At 71.0% G+C, this 26,532-nt stretch carries 23 protein-coding genes and 1 riboswitch; of the genes, 10 read left to right on the forward strand and 13 right to left on the reverse strand.

Annotated elements, in window-relative coordinates; translation table 11 throughout:
• Positions 1 to 59: 59 nt before the first annotated feature.
• Both LSF15_RS12380 and LSF15_RS12385 read right to left on the reverse strand, forming a co-directional pair.
• Entirely contained in the window at positions 60 to 782 is a 723-nt protein-coding gene (locus LSF15_RS12380; RefSeq protein ID WP_232498838.1) for an anti-sigma factor family protein, read from the reverse strand.
• Complete coding sequence (locus LSF15_RS12385) at positions 779 to 1,285, reverse strand: sigma-70 family RNA polymerase sigma factor (protein WP_232498839.1); 507 nt, start codon at positions 1,283 to 1,285, stop codon at positions 779 to 781. The genes LSF15_RS12380 and LSF15_RS12385 overlap by 4 nt, the downstream gene beginning before the upstream one ends.
• Positions 1,286 to 1,391: 106 nt before the next feature.
• Here LSF15_RS12385 and LSF15_RS12390 point away from each other — a divergent pair, with 106 nt between their 5' ends.
• The gene (locus LSF15_RS12390) at positions 1,392 to 1,910 is read left to right on the forward strand and encodes a DUF2231 domain-containing protein (RefSeq protein ID WP_232498840.1); all 519 of its coding nucleotides are present in this window, start codon (positions 1,392 to 1,394) and stop codon (positions 1,908 to 1,910) included.
• Positions 1,911 to 1,914: 4 nt separating this feature from the next.
• On the opposite strand, the gene gcvP is transcribed toward LSF15_RS12390, so the two are convergent.
• From gcvP to gcvT, 3 genes are read right to left on the reverse strand one after another with little or no spacing between them, the layout of a single operon-like run.
• A complete protein-coding gene (gcvP, locus tag LSF15_RS12395; protein ID WP_232498841.1) occupies positions 1,915 to 4,800 on the reverse strand; it encodes an aminomethyl-transferring glycine dehydrogenase in 2,886 nt (961 codons plus the stop codon).
• 16 nt (positions 4,801 to 4,816) lie between these two features.
• Positions 4,817 to 5,188, reverse strand: a complete 372-nt coding sequence (gene gcvH, locus LSF15_RS12400; protein WP_232498842.1) for a glycine cleavage system protein GcvH — start codon at positions 5,186 to 5,188, stop codon at positions 4,817 to 4,819.
• Between the two features lie 51 nt (positions 5,189 to 5,239).
• Entirely contained in the window at positions 5,240 to 6,430 is a 1,191-nt protein-coding gene (gcvT, locus tag LSF15_RS12405; protein ID WP_232498843.1) for a glycine cleavage system aminomethyltransferase GcvT, read from the reverse strand.
• Between the two features lie 138 nt (positions 6,431 to 6,568).
• Positions 6,569 to 6,675: riboswitch (glycine riboswitch) on the reverse strand.
• A 240-nt stretch (positions 6,676 to 6,915) separates the two neighbouring features.
• On the opposite strand from gcvT, the gene LSF15_RS12410 reads away from it, so the two are divergent.
• From LSF15_RS12410 to LSF15_RS12435, 6 genes are all read left to right on the forward strand, one after another.
• Positions 6,916 to 7,620 carry an NUDIX hydrolase gene (locus tag LSF15_RS12410; RefSeq protein WP_232498844.1) on the forward strand — a complete coding sequence of 235 codons (705 nt, stop codon included), beginning with the start codon at positions 6,916 to 6,918 and terminating at the stop codon, positions 7,618 to 7,620.
• A complete protein-coding gene (nadA, locus tag LSF15_RS12415; RefSeq protein ID WP_232498845.1) occupies positions 7,617 to 9,026 on the forward strand; it encodes a quinolinate synthase NadA in 1,410 nt (469 codons plus the stop codon). Before LSF15_RS12410 ends, nadA begins: the two co-directional genes overlap by 4 nt.
• A gap of 1 nt (position 9,027) precedes the next feature.
• Positions 9,028 to 10,605, forward strand: coding sequence for an L-aspartate oxidase (gene nadB / locus LSF15_RS12420; RefSeq protein WP_232498846.1), 1,578 nt, complete (start codon positions 9,028 to 9,030; stop codon positions 10,603 to 10,605).
• A complete protein-coding gene (gene nadC, locus LSF15_RS12425) occupies positions 10,605 to 11,477 on the forward strand; it encodes a carboxylating nicotinate-nucleotide diphosphorylase (RefSeq protein ID WP_232498847.1) in 873 nt (290 codons plus the stop codon). Before nadB ends, nadC begins: the two co-directional genes overlap by 1 nt.
• On the forward strand, positions 11,474 to 12,616 hold the full coding sequence (locus tag LSF15_RS12430) for a cysteine desulfurase family protein (protein ID WP_232498848.1): 1,143 nt from the start codon (positions 11,474 to 11,476) through the stop codon (positions 12,614 to 12,616). Before nadC ends, LSF15_RS12430 begins: the two co-directional genes overlap by 4 nt.
• A 273-nt stretch (positions 12,617 to 12,889) precedes the next feature.
• On the forward strand, positions 12,890 to 14,341 hold the full coding sequence (locus LSF15_RS12435; protein WP_232498885.1) for an MDR family MFS transporter: 1,452 nt from the start codon (positions 12,890 to 12,892) through the stop codon (positions 14,339 to 14,341).
• A gap of 80 nt (positions 14,342 to 14,421) precedes the next feature.
• Here the strand turns inward: LSF15_RS12435 and LSF15_RS19060 are convergent, their stop codons facing one another.
• Complete coding sequence (locus LSF15_RS19060) at positions 14,422 to 16,131, reverse strand: substrate-binding domain-containing protein (RefSeq protein WP_232498849.1); 1,710 nt, start codon at positions 16,129 to 16,131, stop codon at positions 14,422 to 14,424.
• A 478-nt stretch (positions 16,132 to 16,609) separates the two neighbouring features.
• On the opposite strand from LSF15_RS19060, the gene LSF15_RS12445 reads away from it, so the two are divergent.
• Positions 16,610 to 17,290: a phosphoribosyltransferase gene (locus LSF15_RS12445; protein WP_232498850.1), complete on the forward strand. Its 681-nt coding sequence runs from the start codon at positions 16,610 to 16,612 to the stop codon at positions 17,288 to 17,290.
• Here the strand turns inward: LSF15_RS12445 and LSF15_RS12450 are convergent.
• Both LSF15_RS12450 and LSF15_RS12455 read right to left on the reverse strand, forming a co-directional pair.
• Positions 17,279 to 18,079 (reverse strand): putative protein N(5)-glutamine methyltransferase, encoded by an 801-nt coding sequence (locus tag LSF15_RS12450; protein WP_232498851.1) that lies wholly within the window; start codon positions 18,077 to 18,079, stop codon positions 17,279 to 17,281. The genes LSF15_RS12445 and LSF15_RS12450 overlap by 12 nt on opposite strands.
• Before the next feature lie 61 nt (positions 18,080 to 18,140).
• Complete coding sequence (locus LSF15_RS12455) at positions 18,141 to 18,626, reverse strand: tRNA-specific adenosine deaminase (RefSeq protein WP_232498852.1); 486 nt, start codon at positions 18,624 to 18,626, stop codon at positions 18,141 to 18,143.
• Positions 18,627 to 18,629: 3 nt separating this feature from the next.
• On the opposite strand from LSF15_RS12455, the gene LSF15_RS12460 reads away from it, so the two are divergent.
• The gene (locus LSF15_RS12460; protein ID WP_232498853.1) at positions 18,630 to 19,307 is read left to right on the forward strand and encodes a hypothetical protein; all 678 of its coding nucleotides are present in this window, start codon (positions 18,630 to 18,632) and stop codon (positions 19,305 to 19,307) included.
• Between the two features lie 148 nt (positions 19,308 to 19,455).
• On the opposite strand, the gene LSF15_RS12465 is transcribed toward LSF15_RS12460, so the two are convergent.
• A complete protein-coding gene (locus tag LSF15_RS12465; protein ID WP_232498854.1) occupies positions 19,456 to 20,316 on the reverse strand; it encodes an Fpg/Nei family DNA glycosylase in 861 nt (286 codons plus the stop codon).
• Positions 20,317 to 20,547: 231 nt separating this feature from the next.
• On the opposite strand from LSF15_RS12465, the gene LSF15_RS12470 reads away from it, so the two are divergent.
• On the forward strand, positions 20,548 to 20,913 hold the full coding sequence (locus tag LSF15_RS12470; protein ID WP_232498855.1) for a DUF4180 domain-containing protein: 366 nt from the start codon (positions 20,548 to 20,550) through the stop codon (positions 20,911 to 20,913).
• Position 20,914: 1 nt separating this feature from the next.
• Here the strand turns inward: LSF15_RS12470 and LSF15_RS12475 are convergent, their stop codons facing one another.
• From LSF15_RS12475 to LSF15_RS12490, 4 genes are all read right to left on the reverse strand, one after another.
• The gene (locus LSF15_RS12475; protein WP_232498856.1) at positions 20,915 to 22,303 is read right to left on the reverse strand and encodes a cell wall-binding repeat-containing protein; all 1,389 of its coding nucleotides are present in this window, start codon (positions 22,301 to 22,303) and stop codon (positions 20,915 to 20,917) included.
• 437 nt (positions 22,304 to 22,740) lie between these two features.
• Positions 22,741 to 23,601 (reverse strand): DNA-formamidopyrimidine glycosylase family protein, encoded by an 861-nt coding sequence (locus LSF15_RS12480; RefSeq protein WP_232498857.1) that lies wholly within the window; start codon positions 23,599 to 23,601, stop codon positions 22,741 to 22,743.
• Between the two features lie 58 nt (positions 23,602 to 23,659).
• The gene (locus tag LSF15_RS12485; RefSeq protein ID WP_232498858.1) at positions 23,660 to 25,033 is read right to left on the reverse strand and encodes a hypothetical protein; all 1,374 of its coding nucleotides are present in this window, start codon (positions 25,031 to 25,033) and stop codon (positions 23,660 to 23,662) included.
• An 80-nt stretch (positions 25,034 to 25,113) separates the two neighbouring features.
• Positions 25,114 to 26,466: a hypothetical protein gene (locus tag LSF15_RS12490; RefSeq protein ID WP_232498859.1), complete on the reverse strand. Its 1,353-nt coding sequence runs from the start codon at positions 26,464 to 26,466 to the stop codon at positions 25,114 to 25,116.
• Positions 26,467 to 26,532 lie beyond the last annotated feature (66 nt).

Here is a 26,532-nt window from a genome sequence, read left to right on the forward strand (position 1 = left end):
CGTGCTCGCGACCACCGTGCGCGGCCACGTCGGAAACACGAGACGACGGCCCGAATGGTTCACCGACCCGGCGCCTCGCCCGAGATGCCGCGCATGAGCACCTCTCCGCTGGCGATCGCCCGGATCTCGAGCGAGGCGATGTCGTCGAGGTCGACAGCGGAGGCGGCCGACAGACGCGCACCCGCGCCGGGGCGTGCCTGCCAGCTCGAGACCTCGCTTCGCGTGCCGTCGCGTTCGATGACCACGAGCGAGTACGGCCACCCGCCCGCCGGCACGTCCACATCACTCTCGCCGCTGCCGCCGTAGCGGCAGTCGAGCTCGATCCTCGTGCCCCACCCGACCTGGGTGAGGGTGGCCGTGGCGGTGAGCGGAATGTCGGCGGCCGCCTCGAACGCGACGGACTCCCGCGCCGTCGCGGGCTGGCCGAGGCTCAGCGGCAGTGCGATCGCCAGGACGGCCACCGCCGCTGCCGCCGCCACCGCCCCCCACCAGTACCGCGTGCGCCGCGTGCGGCGACGCCGGTCGGCGCGGCGGACCGCCTCGAGCAGGTCGTCGCGAGGCGCCGATGCGGATGCCCCGTCGGGGTCTTCCGCGAGAGCCCTCGCCCGATCGGGGGCGAGCCGGGCGAGCAGCCCGGGCATCGAGGCGAGCTCCGCGACGGCTCGCGTGCACACCTCGCAGGTCTCGAGGTGCTCCTCGAACTCGCGCCGCTCGGCGGGCGACAACGCCCCGAGCACATAGGCCGAGTCCCATTCCGCGAAGCGCGCGTGATTCGGGTTCATCGCGTCACTCCCTTCTCCTGCAGCGCAAGCCGCAGGGCACGTAGTCCGTAGTGCAACCGTGATTTCACCGTGCCCTCGGGGATGCCGAGGCGCCGCGCGACCTCGGCCACGCTGCATCCGCCGTAGTAGGCGTGCACGATCACCGCACGATGCTCCACCGACAGCGTGGTCAGCGCTTCCTCCACCAGCAGGCTCTCGAACAGGGCGTCGGTGGCGTCGTCCTGTGCACGTTCGGGGAGTTCGGCCACCCCGATCTCATGGCGGCGACGGGCGCTTCGCACTTCGTCGATCACGAGATTGCGGGCGACCGTGAACATCCACGACCTGGTCGACTCGGGCTCCTGGGCGAGGATCCGGGGGCTCCTCCACGCCCGCAGCAGCGTCTCCTGCACGATGTCGTCAGCGCCGGCCGCATCACCGGTGAGGTGCACGACGTACCGCCACACCGACGGGCCGTGCGCGTCGTACAACGCGACGAGACGGCTGTCGTCATCGGGGGGCATCCGTCACCTCCTGCCCTTCACAACGAGGCGGGAGCGCGATCGGTTCACCGAAGCACCGATCGGCATGCCGGTGAACCGGGAACGGGTCGGGCATCGTGTTCTCGACATGGATGCCACGGACCTGGGCCCGCTCGCCACGGAGGATGTCCTCCAGGTCGCGGGACTGCCCCTCCACCCGCTCATCGTGCACGCCGTCGTCGTGCTCACACCGCTCACGGTACTCGCCCTGCTGCTCGGCACGTTCTGGCCCGCGGCACGACGACGGCTCGGCATCGTGACCGCGCTCGCGGCCCTGCTCGTGCTCGTCATGGTGCCGGTGACGGTCGCCGCCGGGAAGTCGCTCGCAGCCGTGCTCGGCCCCATTCCCGCGATCGAGCGGCATGAGGCGCTCGGCGAGATGCTGCTGCCGTGGGTGATCGGCCTGTTCGTCGTGGCCGCGGCTCAGTGGGCCTGGTACCGGTTCGGCGACGCGAACGTGCGGCGCGACCGGCCGGGGTTCGCGCGCGGGGTCGTCATTGCGCTCGGCGCCGCTGCGGTGATCGTCGGCATCGGCACGCTCGTCACGGTGGTGCTGATCGGCGACTCAGGAGCCCGCGCCGTGTGGGGCGGGCTCCTGAGCGGGTAGCTCGCTACGCGAACGCCTCGACAGGCGGGCAGGCGCACACGAGGTTGCGGTCGCCGTAGGCCTGGTCGATGCGGCGCACGGGCGCCCAGTACTTGTTGCGGACAAGCGAGTGCACGGGGTACACGGCCTGCTCGCGCGTGTAGGGGTGCGTCCACTCGCCCGCGATGACCGACTCGGCGGTGTGCGGGGCATTGCGCAGGGGGTTGTCGTCGGCCGGCCACTCGCCGCGCCCGACGGCGTCGGCTTCGGCCTTGATCGCGATCATGGCCTCGACGAACCGCTCGAGCTCGGCGAGGTCTTCGGACTCGGTGGGCTCGACCATGAGCGTGCCCGCGACAGGGAACGACATCGTGGGCGCGTGGAACCCGTAGTCGATGAGCCGCTTCGCGACATCGTCGACAGTCACGCCGGTCTCGGCCGTGAGCGGGCGCAGGTCGAGGATGCACTCGTGCGCGACCAGCCCGTTGTCGCCCGTGTACAGCACCGGGAAATGGTCGCGCAGGCGCGAGGCGACGAAGTTCGCGGCGAGCACCGCCGTGGCGGTCGCCTGCTTGAGGCCTTCGGCGCCCATCATGCGGACGTACGCCCACGAGATCGGCAGGATCGACGGGCTGCCGTAGGGCGCCGCCGAGACGGGCCCGCCGTCGTGGGTGACGCCGCCCGAGTGGTCGGCGCGCTGGGCCATCGGGTGCCCGGGCAGATAGGGCGCGAGGTGCGCCTTCGCCGCGACCGGTCCGACGCCGGGGCCGCCGCCGCCGTGCGGGATGCAGAACGTCTTGTGCAGGTTGAGGTGCGAGACGTCGCCGCCGAAGTCGCCGAAGCGGGCGAAGCCGAGCAGGGCGTTGAGGTTCGCGCCGTCGACGTAGACCTGCCCGCCCGCGTCGTGCACGGCCTGCGTGATCTGCTTCACCTCGTGCTCGTAGACGCCGTGCGTGGACGGGTAGGTGATCATGAGCGCCGCGATGCGATCGGCGTGCTCGGCGATCTTCGCGCGCAGGTCGTCGAGGTCGACGTTGCCGAGCTCGTCGGTCGCGACGACCACGACCCGCAGGCCCGCGAGCACGGCCGACGCGGCGTTCGTGCCGTGCGCGCTCGACGGGATGAGGCAGATGTCGCGCTCTGCCTCGTCGTTGGCGAGGTGGTAGCCGCGGATCGCGAGGAGGCCGGCGAGCTCGCCCTGGCTGCCCGCGTTCGGCTGCAGCGACACGGTGTCGTAGCCGGTGACCTCGGCGAGCCAGGTCTCGAGCTGCTCGATGAGGCCGAGCGATCCGACGACATCGGCCTCGGGCGCGAACGGGTGCAGGTTCGCGAAGGCCGGCCAGGTGACGGCCTGCATCTCGGTGGCCGCGTTGAGCTTCATCGTGCACGACCCGAGCGGGATCATGCCGCGGTCGAGCGCGTAATCGCGGTCGGCGAGCTGCTTGAGGTAGCGCATCATCTGCGTTTCGGAGTGGTGCGTGTTGAACACCGGGTGCTCGAGGTACGGCGACGTGCGACGCAGCACCTCGGGGATCGCGTTCTGCGTGATCGGCCCGTCGAGGTCGCGCTCCTCGGGCCCGCCGAAGGCGCGGGTCACGAGGTGCAGGTCGTCGATCGTGGTGGTCTCGTCGACCGACACCAGTACGGTGGCCTCGTCGGCCTCCCACAGCAGCACGCCGAGCTCGCGTCCGCGGGCGACGACGTTCCTGGCGAGGCCCGGCACGTGCACGCTGAGCGTGTCGAAGTAGCCATCGTGCGCGACGTGCTGGCCGAGGTCTTCGAGCCAGCCGGCGAGCAGCTTCGCTTTTCCGGCCGCCTGCGTCGCGATCGATCGGATGCCCCGCGGCCCGTGATAGACCGCGTACATCGACGCCATCACGGCGAGCAGCACCTGTGCGGTGCAGATGTTCGACGTCGCCTTCTCGCGGCGGATGTGCTGCTCACGGGCTTGCAGGCTGAGCCGGTAGGCGGGGTGGCCGGCGGCATCCTGCGAGACGCCCACGAGGCGCCCCGGCAGCTGTCGCTCGAGTCCGGCGCGCACGGCCATGTATCCGGCGTGCGGGCCCCCGAAGCCCATGGGCACGCCGAAGCGCTGCGACGTGCCGACCGCGACGTCGGCGCCGAGCTCGCCCGGGCTCGTGATGAGCGTGAGGGCGAGCAGGTCGGCGGCGGCCACGACGAGGGCGCCCTGCGCCTTCGACGCGGCGATGACCGACGCCGGGTTCCAGACCCGCCCGGACGCGCCGGGGTACTGCACGAAGAGGCCGAAGTGCTCGCCGAGCGCGGCGACGTCGGTCGTCTCGCCCAGCTCGGCGACGACGAGCTCGATGCCCACCGCGTGGGCCCGCGACTCGAGGAGCGCGCGCGTCTGCGGCAGCGCGTCGGCGTCGACCACGAATCGGTTCGACGGCGACTTCGACGCGCGGCGCGTGAGCAGCATGCCCTCGACGACCGCCGTACCCTCGTCGAGCATCGACGAGTTCGCCGTGTCGAGTCCGGTGAGGTCGGAGACCATCGTCTGGAAGTTGATGAGCGCCTCGAGCCGGCCCTGCGAGATCTCGGGCTGGTATGGCGTGTAGGCCGTGTACCAGCTGGGGTTCTCGAGCACGTTCCGCTGGATCACCGCGGGCGTCACGGTGCCGTAGTACCCGAGCCCGATCATCGGCGTGCGCACGGTGTTCTGCGATGCGAGCGCGGCGAGCTCGTCGAGCGCCTCGCGCTCGGTGGCCGCGGCGGGGATCGCCGAGTTCAGCACGTCGCCCATGCGGATCGACGTCGGCACGGCCGCCGACATGAGGGCGTCGAGCGAGTCGTAACCGAGTGCGGCGAGCATGAGCCCGTGATCGGCGGGGGTCGTGCCGATGTGGCGCCGCCCGAAGGCGTCGACATCGAAGGCGGAGGAGACGGTCATGTGGTTCTGTGGTTCCTTACTCGCCGACGAGGGTGCGGTATTCGTCGTGCGTGAGCAGCTTGGGCAGGCTCGACGTGCGCACCTTGAGCAGCCAGCCATCGCCGAACGGGTCGCTGTTCACGAGCTCGGGCGAGTCGACGACGGCCTGGTTGGCCTCGACGACCTCGCCGTTCACGGGTGCGAACAGCTCGCCGACCGACTTGGTGGACTCGATCTCGCCGACGACGGTGCCCTCGGTGACGGTCGTGCCGGCGGCCGGCAGGTCGACGTAGACGACGTCGCCGAGCTTCTCGGCGGCGTAGTCGGTGATGCCGATGGTGGCGACGTCGCCGTCGACGTCGATCCACTCGTGTTCTTCGGTGTACTGCAGTGCGCTGGGCTCGGTCACGGGGTGCTCCTCGAGGTCGGTGGTGCGTTGGTGGCGGTCGTGCGGGATCGGTCAGGCGTCGCGCTTGTAGAACGGCGGTTTCACGACGGACGCCGCGATGCGCGTGCCGCGGATGTCGAGGAAGAGCTCGCGGCCGACCTCGGACACCTCGGGCGACACGTATGCCATCGCGACGGGATGGCCGAGCGTCGGCGAGAGCGCGCCGCTCGTGATGACGCCGACCTTGACCGCGTCGGCACCGCCACCGTCGTACACGTCGTAGTGCGCCCGTGCCGCGCGACGGCCCTCGGCTGCGAGGCCCACGAGCACCGGGGCATCGGCCGCCTGACCCGCCTCGATCGCCTCGCGACCGACGAAGTCGCCGTCCTTCGCGAGCGCGACCACGCGACCGAGGCCCGCCTGGGCGGGTCGGATGTCGCGGCTCAGCTCGTTGCCGTACAGCGGCATGCCCGCCTCGAGGCGCAGGGTGTCGCGGCTCGCGAGCCCGCACGGCACGACGCGGGATCCGCCGGTCTCGCGCAGGCTCTCCCAGAGGCGGCCGGCGCGGTCTGGCGCGAGATAGAGCTCGAAACCGTCTTCGCCGGTGTAGCCGGTGCGGGCGACGAGCACGGGCTCGCCCTCGAAGGTCGCGGGGAACGCCCGGTAGTACTTCAGCGCCTCGATGGCCGCGTCGAAGTCGTCGGCGTCGTTGCCCGGGCCGTCGACGCCGAAGCCGGGCGTCTCGAGCAGCACCGCGCGTGCGTCGGGCCCCTGCAGGGCGATGAGCGCGACGTCGTCGCTCTCGTCGGAGACGATCGTGTCGAACCCTGCGGCACGCGAGCGGAGCTCATCGGCGACGACGGCCGCGTTCGACGCGTTCGCGACCACCATGTAGCGGTCGTCGCCCGTGCGGTAGACCACAAGGTCGTCGATGATGCCGCCGTCTTCGGCGAGCAGCAGCGAGTACTTCGCCTGCCCGACCTCGATCGCCGACAGCTTTCCGGCGAGCGCGTAGTCGAGCGCCGCGGCGGCGTCGGGGCCGATGAGCACGATCTCGCCCATGTGCGAGAGGTCGAAGAGGCCCGACGTGGTGCGCACGGCGTGGTGCTCGGCGAGGTCGCTCGAGTACCGCACCGGCATCTGCCATCCGGCGAAGTCGGTGAAGCTCGCGCCGGCGGCGCGGTGCACGGCATCGAGCGGACTCAACCGCTCGACCGCCGCAGCGGATGCCTCAGGGGTGGTGGTACCGGGTTCGGGGGTCACGAGTTCTCCAGACGTGCCTGTCGCGCGGCGGTCGCCGCTTGAGAACTCCCCCTCTGTCATGAGCCTGAGAGTTTCACGCAGCTGCGCTTTCACCGTGGGCGGAGCGTCGCTCGCGCGACGCTCACTTTTCAGAGCGGCCTCGTCATCGCGGTGTGTGTGACCTGAGAGATTGGCGGGGAGGCTTGCTCCTTCGGTGCCGGCCAGTGCTGTTCTCGAGTACCGCCCGGCTCTCCCGCGACGCGTCGATGGCCCGGTATGAGGTTGTACCGCCGATCCTAGCAGCGACGGATGCTCGTCCGGTCGGCCGGGCTGATCGGCGGCGAACGGCAGGTGAACCGGTCGCCCGGTGCGGCCGAGTCCTGCCTGACACCCGCGAACGCCACGACGCCGGTCGCGTCATGCAGTTGGTGTTCGGGTCACGATGACTGTAAGCTGCTCGCAGGCCGAGGTTCGAGTCATCCTGACTCGAAGAATGGAGGTGACGGATGCCGCATCACGACGGCGCACCCGTGCGCCTCGCCGTCTCGACCGTGATCTTCGCCCTGCGTCCCGACCACACCGGGCTCCCCGTGCTCTGGACCCCGCTCGTGCGCCGTACCGTCGAACCCCACCTCGGCCTCTGGGCACTGCCCGGCGGGTGGCTGCCACCCAATGAGGAGCTCGAGGCCGCGGCCGCCCGCACGCTGCGCGCCACGACCGGCCTGGCTCCGAACTATCTCGAGCAGCTCTACACCTTCGGGGAGGTCGACCGCTCGCCCGACGCCCGCGTCGTCTCGGTCGTGTACTGGGCACTCGTGCAGAGCGATGAGGCCGCGCAGGCGACCGCGGGCCCGAATGTGCGCTGGGTCCCGGCCGACACGATGCCCGGGCTCGCGTTCGACCACAACCGCATCGTCGAGTACGCGTTGTGGCGCCTGCGCACGAAGGTCGAGTACGCCGAACTCGCGCACGCGCTCCTCGGTGCGACGTTCACCCTCGCCGAGCTCCGCGAGGTCTACGAGGTGGTGCTCCAGCGCCGGCTCGATCCCGCCAACTTCCGGCGCACGATGATCGCGTCGGGCCGGCTGCGCGAGACCGGCGAGCACGTCTCCGGCGCACCGCACCGACCACCCAAGCTCTACCGCTACGAGACCGCCGCATCGACGGCGCAGACCCGCGAACCGTTCATGAAAGAGAGGCCAGCATCATGAACCCCACGATCGAGCAGACCCGAGCCGCGGCATCCGTCGACCGCACCATCCAGCTCATCGCCCAGGGCGCGACGACCGGCGAAGCGTGCACGCCCGACCTCGCGAAGGCGCCGTGGGAGTTCGACGCCGGCCCCGCGGGGTACGGCCCCGGGTCGTCGATGGGCGACGTGATCCCCACCGGTTCGCCGCGCCAGGGCGCCCTCCCAGAGGCATACCGCACCGCCTCGAACGATGACCTGCACGCGCGCATCCGCGCCGCGAAGGCGACGCTCGGCGACCGGGTCGTCGTGCTCGGCCACTTCTACCAGCGCGACGAGGTCATCGAGCACGCCGACTTCGTGGGCGACTCGTTCCAGCTCGCGAACGCCGCGCTCTCGCGGCCCGACGCCGAGGCGATCGTCTTCTGCGGCGTGCACTTCATGGCCGAGACCGCCGATCTGCTCTCGACCCCCGAGCAGTCCGTGATCCTGCCGAACCTCGCCGCGGGCTGCTCGATGGCCGACATGGCCGACGAGTCGAGCGTCGAGGAGTGCTGGGAGCAACTCGAGTCGGTCTACGGCGACCTCGCCGCGACCGACGCCGACGGCCGGGTGCCGGTCATCCCCGTCACCTACATGAACTCATCGGCGGCGCTCAAGGGCTTCGTCGGGCGGCACGGCGGCATCGTCTGCACCTCGTCGAACGCCAAGACGGTGCTCGAGTGGGCGTTCGAGCGTGGGCAGCGCGTGCTGTTCTTCCCCGACCAGCACCTCGGCCGCAACACGGCGAAGGCCATGGGCGTGCCGCTCTCGCAGATGCCGATGTGGAATCCGCGTAGGGCGCTCGGCGGCAACTCCTCGTCAGATCTCGACGATGCCCGCGTCATCCTGTGGCACGGCTTCTGCTCGGTGCACAAGCGCTTCACGGTCGACCAGATCGCCGCCGCTCGCGAGTCGCACCCCGGCGTGCAGGTCATCGTGCACCCCGAGTGCCCGATGCCGGTCGTCGATGCAGCGGATGCCGCGGGGTCGACCGACTTCATCGTCAAGGCCATCCAGGCCGCGCCCGCCGGTTCGACCTTCGCGATCGGCACCGAGATCAACCTCGTGCAGCGGCTCGCGGCCGAGTACCCGCAGCACGAGATCTTCTGCCTCGACCCCGTGGTGTGCCCGTGCTCGACGATGTACCGCATCCACCCCGGCTACCTCGCCTGGGTGCTCGAAGAGCTCGTCGGAGGTCGCGTCGTGAACCGGATCACCGTGCCGGCCGACGTCGCCGACCCCGCTCGGCTCGCCCTCGAGCGCATGCTCGCGGCCAAGCCCGCCCCCGTCGGTCGAGTGGCGCCGAACGCGCGAATCGAGACCCCCGACGCGGGTGTCGATACGCTCGCCGGCGCTCGCTTCTCGACCGACGAGTCCGGAGCCTGAGATGACCCGCGTGCTCGTCGTCGGCGGCGGCATCGGCGGCCTCTGGACCGCGGTGAAGGCGGCCGATGGCGGCTTCGACGTCGAGCTCGTCACGAAGACCGAGCTGGCCGAGACGAACACCCGCTACGCACAGGGCGGCATCGCCGCGGCGCTGTTCCCCGACGACTCGGCCGACCGGCACTTCGCCGACACGCTCGAGGCCGGGGCCGGGCTCGCCGACCCCGCCGCGGTTCGGGTGCTGTGCGACGAGGGCCCGGCGCGGGTGCGCGACCTGATCCGCTTCGGCGTCGAGTTCGACCGCGGCGAGTCGGGGCTCGAACGCGGCCTCGAGGCGGCGCACTCGCGCCCGCGCATCCTGCACGCGGGCGGCGATGCCACCGGCGCGGCGATCGAGTCGGCCCTCGTGGCGACCGTGCGGCGACGCGCGGTGCGCATCGCCGAACGCACGATGCTCGTCGACCTCGTCGTCGAGCACGGCACGGTCGTCGGCGCCCGGCTGCTCGACGAGCACGGCTCGATCACCGAGCATCGTGCCGACGCGGTCGTGCTCGCCACCGGCGGCAGTGGATGCCTCTACCGGCATACGACGAATCCCGCGGTCGCGACGGGAGACGGCGGGGCCGCCGCCTGGCGCGCCGGTGCTCAGGTCGCCGACCTCGAGTTCACCCAGTTCCACCCCACGGCGCTCGCGGCGCCCGGCACCCCGCTCATCTCCGAGGCCGTGCGCGGCGAGGGTGCGGTGCTGCGCGACCGCGACGGCCGGCGCTTCATGCTCGACGTGCACCCCGACGCCGAGCTCGCCCCGCGCGACGTCGTCGCCCGCGCGGTCTGGCGGACGATGGCCGAGCAGGGCGGTGCCCCCGTGCTGCTCGACGCCACGGCACTCGGCGCCCGGTTCCTCGCCAGGCGGTTCCCCGGCCTCGACGCCGTCGTGCGCGGCGCGGGCTTCGACTGGTCGCGCGAGCCCGTTCCCATCACGCCGGCCGCGCACTACGCGATGGGCGGCGTGGTCACCGACCTCGACGGGCGCACGAGCCTGCCCGGGCTCTACGCCGTCGGCGAGACCGCCCGCACGGGCGTGCACGGCGCCAACCGGCTGGCCTCGAACTCCCTGCTCGAGGCAGCCGTCTTCGCCGACCGCGCGGCCCGGGCCCTCGTTGCGGGCCGCGCCCCTGCTCCGACCCTGTCTGCCGGATCAGGGGATTTGCGCCGACACGCCATACGCCGACCCGCCCACGACGGCGTGTCGCCAGAATCCCCTGATCGAGCAGACACCAGCATGAGCACCGTCGACCGCGAGCGGTTGCGGGAGCTGATGTGGGTGAGGGTCGGGCTCGAGCGCGACGCGGCGGGGCTCGCCGCGACATCCGCTCGCCTCGATGCCTGGCGGGCGCCCGACGTGCGCGACCGGCGCACCGCCGAGGATCGCAACCTGCTCGATCTCGCCCGGCTCACCGTCGCGGCCGCGATCGCGCGCCACGGGAGCGTGGGCGCGCACTTCCGAACGGATGACCCGGCCGAGGCCGCCTCGCCGGCGGCCCCCGCAGCATCCGTCGCACCCGAACTGGAGGCCGCCTGATGACCGACGCCCGCGAGATCGACCGCATCGTCGGCGCCGCACTCGACGAGGACGCGCCGTGGGGCGACCTCACCTCCGAGACGCTCATCCCGGCCGATGCGACCGCCACCGCACAGCTCGTCGCGCGCGAGGCCGGTGTGCTCAGCGGCGTCGACGTGTTCGCCGCGGCGTTCCGCCTCGTCGACCCGCGCATCGCGGTCGAGGCGCTCGCGCGCGACGGCGAGCCGTTCGAGGCCGGCGCGACCCTCGCCCGAGTCGAGGGTCCGGCCCGGGGCATCCTGCACGCCGAGCGCATCGGGCTGAACCTGCTGCAGCGCATGTCGGGCATCGCCACGCTGACGGCCTCCTACGTCGCCGCGGCAGCGGGCACGCGCGCCCGTATCGTCGATACCCGCAAGACCACGCCCGGTCTGCGCAGCCTCGAGCGGCAGGCCGTGCGCGACGGCGGCGGCCGCAACCACCGCCGGTCGCTCTCCGACGCGGTCATGGCGAAGGACAACCATCTCGCCGTGCTCACCGCGGGCGGGCAGGATCTCGCGACCGCCCTGCTCGCGGCGCGCGAGCGGATGCCCCACACGGCGCACCTCGAGGTCGAGGTCGATCGCCTCGACCAGGTCGAGGCGGTGCTCGCCGGCGGAGCCGACACGGTCATGCTCGACAACTTCGGCCTCGACGATCTGCGGCGCGGCGTCGAGCTCATCGCCGGCCGCGCGGTGGTCGAGGCGTCGGGCGGGGTCACCCTCGACACGGTCGGCGCGATCGCCGCGACCGGGGTCGACGTCATCTCGGTCGGCGCCCTCACGCACTCGGTTCGCTCGCTCGACCTCGGGCTCGACGTCGTCGTCGAGGCGGAACCCGCGGGGCAGTCATGATCTTCCTCGACCACGCCGCCACCACGCCCGTGCGCCGTGAGGCGCTCGAGGCGATGTGGCCCTACCTCTCGGGTGCGTTCGGCAACCCGTCGAGCAGTCACGGGCTCGGCGACGAGGCGGCGCGGGCGCTCGCGGCCGCCCGCGCCGCGGTCGCCGCCGTCGTCGGCCGCCGGCCCGGCGACGTCGTCTTCACCAGCGGCGGCACCGAGGCCGACAACCTCGCGGTGAAGGGCCTCTCGCTCGCGAACCCGCGCGGCCGCCACCTGGTCGTCTCGCCGATCGAGCACGAGGCGGTGCTCGAGTCGGCGGCGTACCTCGCGCGGGTGCACGGCTTCGAGGTGTCCGCGGTCGAGGTCGACGCGGGCGGAGTCGTGCGCCCCGAGGCGCTCGCCCAGGTCGTCCGGCCCGACACGACGCTCGTCTCGGTGCAGTTCGCGAACAACGAGATCGGCACGGTGCAGCCCGTCGCCGAGCTCGCCGCGATCGCCCGCGCTGCGGGCGCACTGATGCACACCGACGCGGTGCAGGCCGCGGGCTGGCTGCCGCTCTCGCTCGACGCGCTCGGCGTCGATGCGCTCTCGCTCGCCGGTCACAAGGTCGGTGCACCGAAGGGCACCGGCGCCCTCATCGTGCGCGGCCGGCTGCCCCTCGAACCGGTGCTGCACGGCGGCGGACAGGAGCGCGGCCGCCGCTCAGGCACCGAGAACGTGGCCGGTGCGGTGGCGTTCGCGACGGCGCTCCGCCTGGCAGAGAGCGAGCGAGCGGATGCCGCGACCCGCGTCGCGGCGCTCGGCGCGCGCCTGACGCAGTCGGTCGGCAACGGGGTGCCCGGCGCCACCCTCACCGGCGATCCCGTCGACCGGCTGCCCGGCACCGTGTCGTTCGTCTTCCCCGGCACGAGCGGCGAGGCGGTGCTGCTCGAGCTCGAGCGCGACGGCGTCGTGTGCTCGAGCGGTTCGGCGTGCGCGGCGGGCAGCGACGAGCCCTCGCACGTGCTCACCGCCATCGGGATTCCGGCCGAACTCGCGCAGACCGCCGTGCGCTTCACGCTCGGCGCCGAGACCACCGCCGACGAGATCGACGCAGCAGGAGCATCCGTCGCCCGTGCGGTGTCGGCGGTGCGCGGTATCGTCGCCTGACGCGTTGCTGAAGCAGCGCCGCGATCCGCGAGATCCATGCATGCCGATGGAGCTCGCGATCTGGGAATACCGGGTCTCACGGCTCGGGTTGTCACATCTGTTCGACTGAATCAGACACGCTTCCGGCGCAGCAGCGCGCCGACATCGATTGGACCCTCTTCCGTGACTGAACGCGCCCTTCCAGACCTCGAGCCACCGGGAATCGGCGAGCGTGGCATACCCGGTGACGGCATCGTCGACTCTCCGGCCGACGCCGCCGAGCAAGACGCGGCGGTGGTCGCTCACCAGCCCGACCACGGTGCCCGCAACAACCGCGTCATCTGGCTGCTGCTCGGCGCCACGTTCGTCGTCTTCCTCAATGAGACGATCATGGGCGTCGCGATCCCGCACCTCGTCACCGACCTCGACATCACGCTCTCACAGGCCCAGTGGCTCACCACCGCATTCATGCTCACGATGGCGGTCGTGATCCCGATCACGGGCTTCCTCCTGCAGCGCATCGCCACGCGACCCGTGTTCATCACGGCGATGAGCCTGTTCTCGGCCGGCACCCTGCTGGCGGCGCTCGCGCCCGGCTTCGAGGTGCTGCTGCTCGCACGTGTCGTGCAAGCCACCGGCACCGCCATCATGATGCCGCTGCTCATGACGACCCTCATGACCTTGGTCGCACCGTCCGATCGGGGCCGGTTCATGGGTCGCGTCTCGATCGTGATGTCGGTGGCCCCCGCGATCGGGCCGACGATCTCGGGCCTCATCCTGAGCTTCCTGTCGTGGCGGTACATGTTCTGGCTCGTGCTGCCGATCGCGCTCGTGATGCTCGTCATCGGCATCCGCCGCGTCGAGAACGTGAGCGAGACCCGCGTACTGCCCATCGACGTGTTCTCGGTCATCCTGTCGGCATTCGGCTTCGGCGGGCTCGTCTACGGCCTCAGCCTCGTGGGCGGCGTCGTCAGCGGGCGCTCGGCGCCCGACGCACCGGCCATGTGGATCGCACTCGCGATCGGCATCGTCGGCATCCTCGCGTTCGTCGGTCGGCAGTTGCTGCTGCAGCGCAGCGACCGGGCACTGCTCGACCTGCGCACGTTCCGCTCGCGCAACTTCTCGGTGTCGGTCGCGCTCATGGTCGTGATGATGGCCGCGCTGTTCGGCACCATCATCCTGCTGCCGATCTACCTGCAGAACGTGCTCGGGCTCGACCCGCTCTTCACCGGCCTGCTGCTGCTGCCGGGCGGGCTCATCATGGGCCTGTTCGGCCCCACCGTCGGCCGGCTCTACGACCGTTTCGGGCCAACGCCGCTGCTGGTGCCCGGCAGCATCGGGGTCGCCGCGGTGCTGTGGTCGCTCACCATGGTCACCGAGTACACCCCGCCCTACATGATCCTCGTCGCGCACGTCGTGATGTCGACCGCGCTCGCCTTCATGTTCACGCCGCTGTTCACGTCGGCGCTCGGGTCGGTCGAGCCGCGACTGTACTCGCACGGCTCAGCGATCGTCGGCACGGTGCAGCAGGTGGCCGGCGCAGCCGGAACCGCGTTGTTCATCACGGTCATGACCGCGCGCACCGCGACCGAGTCGGCTGCGGGAACCACCGCCCTGGCCGCCGAGGCGGCGGGCATCCGCACCGCGTTCCTCGTCGGCGCGATCCTCTCGATCTCGGCCATCGTCGGCGCGTTCCTCGTGCGCAAGCCAGCCGACATGTCGCACGACGCGCCAGTCGCTCACTAGTCCGCAGCGCGGATGACCGAGGGCGAGGGAGCACTGCTCCCTCGTCCTCGATCATCTTGGTGAGCGGTCGGCCCGTGGACTCAGCCGCAGTTCGGCCGACAGGTGCGCTGCGAGAGCGCGTCGACGAGCACGATGCCGAGGTCTTCAGGCTTCGAGGCCGAGTACGCGGCACCCTTGGTGACCTGCGCGATCTGCTGCATCGCCGCGAGGTCAGTGTCGGGTCCGAAGCCGATCATGATCACCGGCACGGGCTTGGCAGGATCGTCCATCTTCTTGAGCTCGGCCAGCAACGCATCGAGGGCGATGCCGTTCTCATCCTCGTTCCTGCCGTCGGTGATGAGCAGCACCGAGTTGACCTTCTCGGGGTCGTAGCTCTCGCGCACGCGCTTGACGGCCGCGAGGGTCGAGTCGTAGAGGCCGGTGGCTCCACCGAGTCGCTCAGGCAGCGACTGGATGATCCCCGCGATCTGCTGGGTGTGCGCCGTGTCGGCCAGCGGCGCGATCGGCGCGAGGTCTTCGTAGTCGAGTTCGCCGTTGCGAGCGGTCGAGAAGACCCACACACCGAGTTCGACCTCACCCGAGAACTTCTGCATCGCGCCGACCGCGGCCTGCTGGAAGATGTCGATACGACGCAGCCCGTTCTCGGCCGGTTCCTCCATCGAGCCAGACACGTCGATGACGGCGAGCATGCGCGAACGCAACGTGAGCACGCCCCACGCACGCAGGATCTCGAGCTGCGCGGCGCCGTCGAGGACCGCCTCGGCCGCGGGGGCCTCGGCGCTGATGCCGGCGAGGTCGAGCGTGCCGGAGCCGTCTGGGGCGCGGAAACCGGCGGCCGTGAGTGCCTCGGTGTCGTCGCGGATCGCCGCTTCGAAGTCGGCGAGCAGCTCGACCCTGGTCTTGACCCCCTCGGCTTCGGGCTCGGGCGTCGCGGTCTGCTTCGACGACGCAGCCTCGGGCAGCGCCAGGAACGGATAGTCGAGCGCGACGGTGCCATCGGTCGGGTAGGCGGCCACGAGCGGTTCGCTCTGCTCTTCATCGTTGTAGGCGGCGACCTGCGCCTCGCTCGTGATGACGATCGTCGGAGCGTCGCTGGCGCCGAGCGCGCCGAGCGCGGCGGTCGTCGACGCGGGGATCGACTTGCCGAGCGCGATCATCGCACCCGCGAACTGGCGCGGGTCGTCGGGTGACGAGTGGCCGCGGAGGGCGTACAGGCCGGCGAGGCTCGCAGCGGATGCCTCGGGGTCGGGCAGGATCGTCGGCAGGGCGCCGCCGAGCACTCTGGTCCAGCTCACCGGTTCGCTCGCGAGCTCGGTCGCCTTCGTCGCCGCGGCGGCGAACACCACGGGCGACGAAGCGATCCCGTCGCGCACCTCCACCTCGGGAGCGGTCTGCCCGAGCGACGTCGCGGTCGCGTTCATGCGGTCGAGCCACACGCTCGACTCGGGCACCCAGGCGTCGGCGGCGGCGTTGCCCGAGGCGAACACCGCGGCCGTGTCGGCCGAGTCCTGCGCGGTGATCTCGGTCGCCACGCAGTCGCCTGAGGCCGCGTCGAAGTCCGTCGCGATCTCGGCGAGCGCCGGCGCGATGGTGGGATCGGCCACGACGACGAGTTCCTGGGGTTCGGAGCATCCGCCGTCTGCAGACGCGAACAGCGGGTTCAGGTGACCGCCGACCCAGAGGTAGACCCCCGAACCGACGAGGGCGACGACCGCGACCGCCCCGATGATGGACATGACGATTCGGCGGCGCGGCATCGACGCCGGCGCCGCGACGGTATGACGTCCCACGGGCTCTCCAAGCCGGCGGGGCGGGGGCCCGCCGAATCCTTGTTCGGGTTCCCCCGCTCGGGGGAAGGATTCGTTCAGTGTAGGCGACGCTGCTGATTACGCGAATTTCGCTCGCTACTTGGCAGTGTTCCACAACACCTCTCGACCATCGCCTCGTCGCGTTGGCGTTGAGCGACAAACGCGGCGCGCGGAGCGACAGGGGCGTGACGTGGTGAGGCCGGGCGGTCCCCGCCGCCCGGCCTCGTCCCCCACCTGCGCGACCTCTCCCTCAGCCGTCGCGCAGGCGCTCTGTCGACGGCATGCGACCCGACTGCATGCGGCCTGTTGCCGCCCGTGCCGCGTGCTCGTGGATACGACCGTAGGCACCCTCCTGAGACCGCGACAAGGGGTTGACGAACCCGGTGTCGCGCACTATCACCCGCGCATCCGTCTGAAGGCTGGCCGTCGAGTGGGCCGCGTGCGAGCATGGAATCACCGGATGGTCCCGAACTCGACGGCCGGTCAACTCATGGACCACTTCACCGACAGGGCTGACGCAGGCAGGCGTCTCGCCGCCCGCCTGATCGACATCGATGCGCCCGATCCGGTCGTGCTCGGACTCCCCCGAGGAGGCGTCCCGGTTGCCGCGCCGGTCGCGGTCGCGCTCGGTGCCCCGCTCGACGTGCTGGTCGTGCGCAAGCTCGGCGTGCCCGGGCAGCCCGAGCTCGCGTTGGGCGCGATCGGCGAACAGGGCGCGCGGGTGCTGAACGACGACATCATCTCCCACGTGCGGCTCAGGCCCGGCGCGCTCGCCACGATCGAGCAGCGCGAGCGCGAGGAACTCGAGGCCCGGGTCATCCGGTTCCGCGGAGCGGCGGGCCCAGTCGATCTCGCGGGTCGCACCGCGGTGATCGTCGACGACGGCATCGCGACGGGTGCGACGATGCGCGTCGCCTGCCTCGTCGCGCACGCGAGAGGCGCGAGACGCATCATCGTGGCGACGCCGGTCGGCGCGCCCGAGAGCATCGGAGAGATCGCGTCGATGCCGGAGGTCGACGAGGTGATCTGCCTGTCGGCACCGCCCGGGTTCATGGCCGTCGGCATGCACTACCTCGACTTCGCGCAGACCCCCGACGCGCAGGTCGCCGCCCTGCTGGCGGCGGCGCGTTCAGCGGGCTGAAGGTGCTTCCCCGACGACGATCGTGCCGTCGTCTTCGTCGTTCATGACGCGCGGCGCGAGTCCGCCCTCTCGCATGAGGTCGGCCGCGGTGCTCGCCTGCCGCTCGCTGGTCTCGATGAGCAGCATCCCGCCGGGTGCGAGCCATCGAGCAGCGGATGCCACGACACGGCGATGCACGTCGAGTCCGTCGCCGCCACCGTCGAGCGCGACTCGTGCCTCGTGCTCGCGCGCCTCCGGAGGCATGAGCGCGATCTCGTCGGTGGGAACGTACGGTGCGTTCACGGCGAGCACGTCGACACGCCCCCGCAGGTCGTCGGGGAGGGCGTCGTAGAGATCGCCCTCGAACACCCGCGCGCCGCGTGGCTCGAGATTCCGTCGCGCAGCACGAACGGCCGCCGCATCGACGTCGGCGGCGACGAGGTCGATCGGGCCCGCGACATCCGCGAGCATCGCGCCGATCGCGCCGATGCCGCAGCACAGGTCGACGACGACGGGCGGCGCCCCGCGCTGCGAGTCCGCCCGGTCGCGCACGAACTGCGCCGCAACTGCTGCGAGGAACTCGGTGCGATGGCGGGGCACGAACACACCGGGTTCGAGGTGCAGGCGCAGCCCGCCGAATTCCGCCCATCCGAGCACCTGCTCGAGCGGCTCGCCCGCGACTCGGCGCGCGACGAGCGCTTCGAGCGCGTCGGAATCGTCGGTCGCTTCGAGCAGCAGGCGTGCCTCGTCTTCGGCGAAGACGCATCCGGCCGCCCGCAGTCCGAGCACGAGATCGGCTTCAACACGCATCACAGCATCGTATGACGCGCGGCGGTCGAGCTACCGCTCGACCGAACTCTCGACGTGCGGCTCAGGCGTCGGCGGACGGGCCCGCGAGGAGGCCGCGTACCTCTGCCCCGAACGCATCGACCGGTCCGTCGACCGTGATGCCCGGTGCCACGGCCGTGATCGGCAAGACCGCGACAGGCGGGACCGGCGCGCCCCATTCGGCACGCCAATCACTGATCTGCGCCGATGAGGCGGCGAAGACGATGCGCCCGAGGCCGACCCACGCGTGCGCCGCCGCGCACATCGGGCAGTGCTCGCCCGAGGTGTACACGGTCGCGATGGCACGTTCCGCGGGCGTGAGGTGCACCGCAGCCCAACGGGCGATCTCGAACTCGGGATGCCGGGTCGGGTCGCCGGTGGACTGCTCGCGATTGCGATCAGCGAACCGTTCGACGCCGTCGGCATCGACGAGCACCGAGCCGAAGGCGCCGTCGCCGGCGGCTGCTGCTTCGGCAGCGAGGTCGACGGCGCGGCGCAGATGTCTGAGGTCCTGCTCGGAGACGGTCATGGGTTGAAGTCTGCCGCACCCCGCGAACCGCCGGGTCGCATACGGCGACGGCATAGTGCCCTACTCATGGTCGTTTGGCAAGGCATTGCGCCCAGCGATCTCACACGCTTGGCTGGGTTGAATCCCAACCCGAGGAGGCGGTTCACCGTGGATACGAGCACGATCGTCTGGATCATCATCGCCGTCGCCGTCGTCATCGCGATCATCGTCATCGCCATGCTGATCACCAGCCGCCGGCGCCGCGAGGCGAGGCTGGAGGCCGAGCGCCGCAAGGCGGCCGACCTGCGCCAGACCGCGTACGAATCCGATGTCGAGCGGCGTGAACGCGAGGCCGACGCCGCGAGTGCTGCCGCCGCGGCGAAGCAGGCCGAGGCCGAGGCGATGCAGGCCAAGCTCGATGCGGAGCGGCTGACGCGGGAGAGCGCGTCGCATCGCACCGACGCCCAACAGCTCCGTACCGAGACCGACGCGCGGTTGACCAAGGCCGACGAGGTCGACCCCGACGTGGGCACCGACGAGACCACCGCCGCCCGTGAACAGGCTGCGCACGACTCGGAACCCACGCGGCGCGACCGGCGCGACGGGGTCGCCCAGGAACCCGTCGCCCAGGAACCCGTCGCCCAGGAACCCGTACGCGGCGCGGCGCCGCGCCCTGACGCGGACTCGGGTCAACGTATCTGAGACGGCGCTGTCTGAGACGGCGCGCGGTGCCGGCGACCCCATGGCCGGCACCCCGCGCCTCGCCTCATGCGGTTCACTCGAGCGCGATCACCGAGTCGAGCGTCGCGTCGTCGAGTGAGCGACGCCGCCCCGGCTCATGCCCGGCCGGTCATTTCAGCAGACGTGAGAGCACTCGGTCTGCGAGCGGCTTGCCGCCCGTCTGGCACGTCGGGCAGTACTGGAACGTCGAGTCGGCGAAGATGACCTCGCGCACGGTGTCGCCGCACACGGGGCACGTCTGGCCGGTGCGCCCGTGCACCTGCATATGGCTGCGCTTGTTGTCTTTCAGCTCGTCGGGTCGCTTGCCGGATGCCTCGGCGATCGCCACTTCGAGGGTGCCGCGCATCGCGTGGTACAGGTTCTCGACGTCGTCGGGGCCGAGCTTCGCGGCGAGCGCGTACGGCGACATCTTCGCGGTGTGCAGGATCTCGTCGGAGTACGCGTTGCCGACCCCTGCGAAGACCGACTGATCGCGCAGCAGCCCCTTGATACGAGTGCGGCGGTCGCGCAGGATCTCGGCGAAGTCGGCGAGTGAGAAGTCGGCGGAGGTGGGGTCGGGACCGAGCCTGGCGACGCCGGGGATCTCGGCCGGGTCGCGCACGACGTACACCGCGAGCGACTTCTTGGTGCCCGCCTCGGTGAGGTCGAACCCCGAGCCGTCGTCGAGCCGTACCCTCAGTGCGATCGGCGACTTGCCCGGCTTGATGAGCGTCTTCGGCACCTCGTCGTACCAGCGCAACCATCCGGCGCGCGCGAGGTGGAACACGAGATGCAGACCCGCCGCATCGAGGTCGATGAACTTGCCGTGCCGATGTGCCGCGACGATCTGACGGCCTGCGAGATCGGTGAGCGGCGGCTCGAAGGTCTTCAACGCCGCGATCGCCGCGACGCTCGCCGACGCGATGGATCGCCCGACGGCGAACTCGCGCAGGTATCGCGTGAGCGCTTCGACCTCGGGAAGTTCGGGCACTCCCCCATCGTCGCACCGGCCGACGACATCTGTGAATGAAACCGCAGCAGTCACCTGGTTCGGAGCCCGAGATCGCCGATGTCGAGGCCTACGACTCAGCTCACACCATGTTCACGTTTCCCGCGGCACTCGAGATCTCCCACGACGGCAGGCTCAGCCCGCCCGAGTATGAGCAGCATGATCGACGACGCCGCCTGTCTCGACGCAGCGAACTGAGAATAGGGTCGAGCCATGCGCATCGATGAGAGCACCGGCATCCGGGTCCTTCACCTCACGACCGAAGGAGCCCCGATCTCGACACCAGACGACGCGACCGACCTCATCGGCGACGCCTGGGCTCATCACGCCGAGCTCGTCGCGGTTCCCGTCGAACGACTCGACCCCGAGTTCTTCGACCTCAGCACCGGCATTGCGGGCGAGATCACCCAGAAGCTCGTCAACTACCGCCTGCGCCTCGCGATCGTCGGAGACATCGCCACGCGCGTCGACGCGAGCACGGCACTGCACGACTACGTGTGGGAATCGAACCGCGGAACACAGGTGTGGTTCGTCGCCGATGAAGCCGCGCTCGAGGAGAAGCTCGCAAGACGGCGCTGACTCAGCCGAGTCGAATGCCGCGAAGGGCCATGAACGGGGCGGGATCGATCTGGACTCCGCCCTGGTAGACCTCGAAGTGCAGATGACACCCGGTCGCGGCACCGGTCGCGCCCGACCAGCCGATCTGCTGGCCGGCGCGAAGGAGCTGGCCGAGCCGCACGAGGATCCCGCCGTTGGCGAGGTGCGCGTAGCCGGTGTCGATACCCGAGCCGTGGGCGATCTTCACCCAGTTGCCGTAGGTGCCGAGCCAGCCGGCACTGGTGACACGCCCACCTGAGGCGGCGTAGATCGGCGCCCCGCAGCCCGTGCCGAGGTCGATGCCCCGATGGAACGACTGCGAGCACCCGCCGGGTGTGCAGATCGGGGCGCGGGGGCCGAACGCGCCGGTGATGCGTCCGGCTGCCGGCTTCGCCCACACCATCGCGCAGGCCGTGCCCTGTTCGACCGCCTCGCCGACCACACCGGTGCTGCCGAGGATCACGCGCGCCGCCGGGGCGAGTTCGTTGAGGGCGACCGACACCGGGTGCGGGATGCACCCGCTCTGCGTGAGGTAGAGCGGTGCGGCGACCCCGCCCGCGAGGGCGGCGCCCGCCAGCGCATCGGCGAAGTCACTGCCGGTCGCGATGAACGCGCTCGACTGCGCCACGGCAGCACCGAACACGGTCTGGTTGATCGCTGCCGCCGTCAAGTACCGGTCGACCCCTTCGTGCCGTGCCACCGCGAACCCCGCCGAGACGAGCTGGCGCTCGATCGCCGGGCTCACTGCGCTGTCGCCGCCTGCGATCCGCACGGTGCCCACGCCGAGCGCCCGCATCGAAGCGATCGTGCTCGCGCGCACCGACGGTGCGAGCCCGTCGACGAGGAACACGGGCGCCCCGAGGGCGCCGGCCGCCGCCGACGCGGCGAGCGCGTCAGGGAAGGCGCGGCCGGTGACGACGAAAGCCTGGGCCGCCGAGGCGAAGGCATCGGCGATCACCCGCTCGCCGCTCTCGAAGCGATCGACTCCGCCGAGCCGGATGATGCTCGGTGTCAACGCCGCGAGCTCGTTGTAGACGCCCGCGCTGACGACGCTCTCACCGCCGGCGACCACGATGCGCGCGGGGGCGAGTCGCGCGATCTCTTCGCGCACCGACGCCGGAACGGCATCGGGTTGCGTCAGCAACAGCGGACCACCGACGTGGGCCGCCGCCGCCGCCGCGGTGAGCCCGTCGGGGAAGTCCATTCCCGTCGCCACGTACAGTACCGGCACGTTCGCGGCGAACCGTTGCGAGATCGCGATCGCGGTCTCGAACCGGTCGGGCCCGGCCAGCCGGTGCACGCCCGGGGCGAACGGGGTGATGTCCGCCTGCGCGACCGCGTGGAACGGCGGCTTCGTCGTATCGGGCGACACAGGATCGGTGGTGGGTGGCGGCGCGGGCTCAGGTCCTGGAGCCGGCTCCGGCGTCGGTGTTGGTGTTGCCGTCGGCGTCGGTGTTGCCGTCTGCGGCGGCGGCGGCGGCGGCGGCGCCGGTGTTGGTGTTGGTGTTGGTGTTGGTGTTGGTGTTGGTGTTGGTGTTGGTGTTGGTGTTGGTGTCCGCGTCGGCGTCGGCTCCGGCGTCGGGACGAGTTCGACTCCCTCTGCCGGAATGGTCGTGCCGAATCCGATGATTGCGGCCGCTGCGATCGCGACGACCCCTGCTCGCAGCGTGCGACGCATGAAGGACCCCTCCCCCTCGCGAACGACGGCCGCCGACAGCGTCCCCTCCTTGCGTTCGCCCTTCGCAGTGTACGGGGCCGTCTGCGCGACATCGAGGAACACGGCGCGATGCGCCGAGGATACGGCGCCGGCTACGACGATCTCAGGGCAAGCACCTCACCGTGCGTCTGGCATGTCGGGCAGTACTGGGCCGTGGTGCTCGCGAACGAGAAGTCGCGGATCGTGTCGCCGCAGACGGGGCACGCCTCGCCCGCCCTGCCGTGCACCCTCATGGCAGCCACCTTCGCCGCCTTGAGTCCGTCGATCGGTACCCCGCGGCGCGCATCGATCGACTGCACGACGACGCCGACGGTGGCCTCGAAGAGTCGGTCGAGCTCGTCTGGCGTCAGGGCGGCGGCGTGCCCGACCGGCGAGACCTTCGCCGTATGCAGGATCTCATCGGAGTAGGCATTGCCGATGCCCGCGAGCGATTCCTGCTCGTGAAGGACCGCCTTGACCTGCTTGCGGCGGCCGGCGACCGCCCGGTCGAAGTCCGCCCGCGAGAACTCGGAGTCGGCCGGGTCGGGGCCGAGCTTCGCGATCGCCGGCACCTCGATCGGGTCGTCGACGATCCAGCAGCCGAGCGACACCCAGTCGCCGGCATCCGTGAATTCGAGTACCTCGCCGTCGTCGAGCGCGAACGCGATGAGCGTCGGCGGGGCGTCGCCGGCAGGGACATCCGTCGCCGGGGTATCGCTGCCTTCGTCACGGTACCGTGCCCACCCGTGCCGGCCGAGCGAGACGACCAGATGCTGCGAGTCGCCGACCGCGATGTCGACGTGCTTGCCGTGTCGGGATGCGCCCCGCACCCGCTCGCCGACGAGCGACGACGGCGGACGCGCGCGCGTCTTCTCGACACGGAACTCCACGACGTCGACGTCGCTGATGCTGCGGCCGGTCAGCCGCGCGGCGAGATCGTCGACGAGCGCCTGCACCTCTGGCGACTCTGGCATGCGCCCAGCCTTGCACGCCGACCAGCGCCCGGGAAGACCGGGCGCCGGCGCATTCGCACTACTCCGAAGCGAAGTCGAGCATCGAGTCGTCGACCGCGATCATCGACCAGGTGCCGCCGTCGGCGTCGGTGAACTCGTACGCCGGAACCACGAGAACGCCTCCATCAGGCTGCCACTGGCTCGCCAGGCCGAGCCGGGCGCTGACGATCTCGACCTCGTTCACGGGCCAGGCGAGCGAGGTGCCCTCCGTCGGAGTCGCCGGCGGCTCGGTCGGCGCCACCCACTGCTCGCCTTCGATCGCCGCCTGCTCGCGAGCGGCGAACGGCATGACGCCCATCTGGGCGCCGAACCGCGGGTCCGAAAGGCGTTCGAAGCCCTCCTGCTCGCTGACGATGTCGTAGTCGCCGAGGGCGACGATCGGCGCCAGGGCTCCGGAGACGCTGTACACGCCCTGCGAGGTGAGTTCGAGAGACCAGCTCTGGTCGACGCGCTGACCGTCGACGACCGGCCAAGCCTGTGCCGGACGAGCCATCGCGCCCTCCCAGGTTTCGGAGGTGAATTCGAACGTCTCGGGGTCGCGCCCCGTCGCAGCGATGATCGAGCGCAGGGCTTCGATCGCGGCATCCTCGCTCGGGAGGTCGGCCGGAGGTGCGCAGGGGTCGACGGTCACGGTGTCGTCGACGACGACGCCAGCGCCGCACGCCGCCCACGGGTCGAACTGCGGGTTCGAGTACCAGAAGCTGAGCGTGCCATCGAGGCTCACCCCGAGGTAGGGAGCGGTGCCGTCCTGCGGTCCGACCGTCCATGCGCCGCCGTCGAGCACGGCTGATCCGTCGGTACCGAGCGCGGCGGCGAGCGCGTTGATCGCCTCGGCGCTCGATGCGCCGCGTGCGTCGTACGCGTAGGCGGGGGCCGCGCCCGCGTCAGTGGAGAGGCCCGACGAGCTGGAGCTGTTGCGGCCTCCGAATGGGTACGTGTACAGCATGTCGGCGGTGGCCGGCACCCCCATGTCCCTCATCGCCTGGTCCGCCGCACCGCCAGCGGGTCCGTCACCCTGCACCGCGCCGCTGGCAGCCTCGCCGCCGCTCGTGCTGGGATCACCCTGCAGCGAGATCGGCGGGGCGGCACCGTCTGCGAGGTTCGTCGCTCCGCCCGTCGTCGATCCGATTCCGTATCCGGCGGCACCGACGATCGCGATCGACGCGGCGACCGCGGCGATGGGAAGCCAGCGCGGGCGGCGGCGGGCACGCTCGGTGGCGAGGTCGGTCACCGGTGCTGCTTCGGCCGACGCCTCAGCGCCCTGTTCGGCCGTCGCCTCGGCGGTTGCTCGAGCGACGACCTCGTCGGCGAATCCTTCACGGGGTTCGACTTCGCCCGCAGGGTCGGCAGCGCGCAGGCGCGCGACCGGGTCGAGTTCGTCGTGGTCGTTCATGTCGGTCAGCCTCCGTGAGTGTGGTTCACCTACGGATATGTGCGGCGCCCACCGAACCTTGCACGAGCGCCGGCCATTGGCTACTCGGCCTCGAAGTCGAGCATGGAGTCGGCGACGGCGATGACCGACCACGTGCCGCCATCGGCATCGGTGAACTCGTAGGCCGGAATCACGAGCACGCTGCCGTCTGGCTGCCACTCGCTTGCGAGGCCGAGCCGGGCGCTCACGATCTCGACGTCGTTCACGGGCCATGAGAGCGACGTGCCCTCGGCCGGTGTCGCGGGCGGCTCGGTCGGCGGCACCCATTCCTCGGCCGGAGTGTCCGAAGCGCGAGCGGCGAACGGCATGCTCCCCATCAGGGCGCCGAACCGCGGGTCGGAGAGGCGTTCGAAGGCCGCCTGTTCGCTCACGACGGGGTATTCGCCGAGCGGCACGATCGGGGCGAGCGAGCCATACGCGTTGATGACCCCATCCTCGGCGATCTCCAGCGACCAACCCTGATCGATGCGCTGTCCGACAACAACCGGCCATGCTTCGGCCCACCGGGTGGTCGAACCCTCCCATACCTGCGAAGTGAACTCGAACGCCGCGGGGTCGAGTCCAGCCGCGACGACGAGCGAGCGCAGCGCGTCGATCGCGGCAGCCTCAGTGGGAGTCGTGCCTGTCGGTTCGCAAACCTCTGCGCCCTCGACGCACAGCCAAGGATTGATGTGCGGGTTCTGGAAGTAGAACGAGAGCGTCCCATTGAGACCGACCGAAAGGTACGGACCACTGAAGTCCGGCGGGCCAGCGATCCAACTTCCGTCCCTCAACTCCACGGGCGACACGATGCCGAGCGCGGCTGCGAGTGCGGCGACCGTGTCCTGAGTCGATGCGGCGTAAGCGTCGAAGGTGTAGGCCTGAGCGGTGCCCTCGGCGCTGTCGAGGCCCGACGAGCTGAACTGGTTCCGGCCGAATCCGTTGGGATAGATCGAGTCGGTGGTCGCCGAGTCGGCGGCCGCCCCTCCCGTGCCCCTGAGTTCCGGAGCTGCAGCACCTCCTGCGATTCCACCGGGCACCGCGCCGTCGGCAGCCTCGCCACCGCTCGTGCCCACATCACTCTGGAGGGAGATCGGCGGTGCTGCGGGGCCATCGGCGAGGTTGGCCGGCGCACCGGTCGATGCTCCGAGTCCGTATCCGGCGGCACCGACGATCGCGATGGACGCGGCGACCGCGGCGACGGGGAGCCAGCGCGGGCGCCGGCGGGCACGCGCGGCGGCGAGGTCAGTCACCGGTGCCGCTTCGTCCGGCGCCTCAGCGCCCTGTTCAGCCGCCGCATCTGCGGTCGCGCGAGCGACGACCTCGTCTGAGAACCCTGCACGGGGCTCGACGTCGGCCGCGGGATCAGCGGCGCGTAGGCGCGCAACCGGGTCGAGTTCGTTGTCGTCGTTCATGTCGATCAGCCTCCGTGAGTACGGGTCACCTACGGATATGTGTAGAAGAGCCGGAATCTTGTAGAA

It is taken from the genome of Agromyces humatus (assembly GCF_021228295.1).
GTDB classification, from domain to species: domain Bacteria; phylum Actinomycetota; class Actinomycetes; order Actinomycetales; family Microbacteriaceae; genus Agromyces; species Agromyces humatus.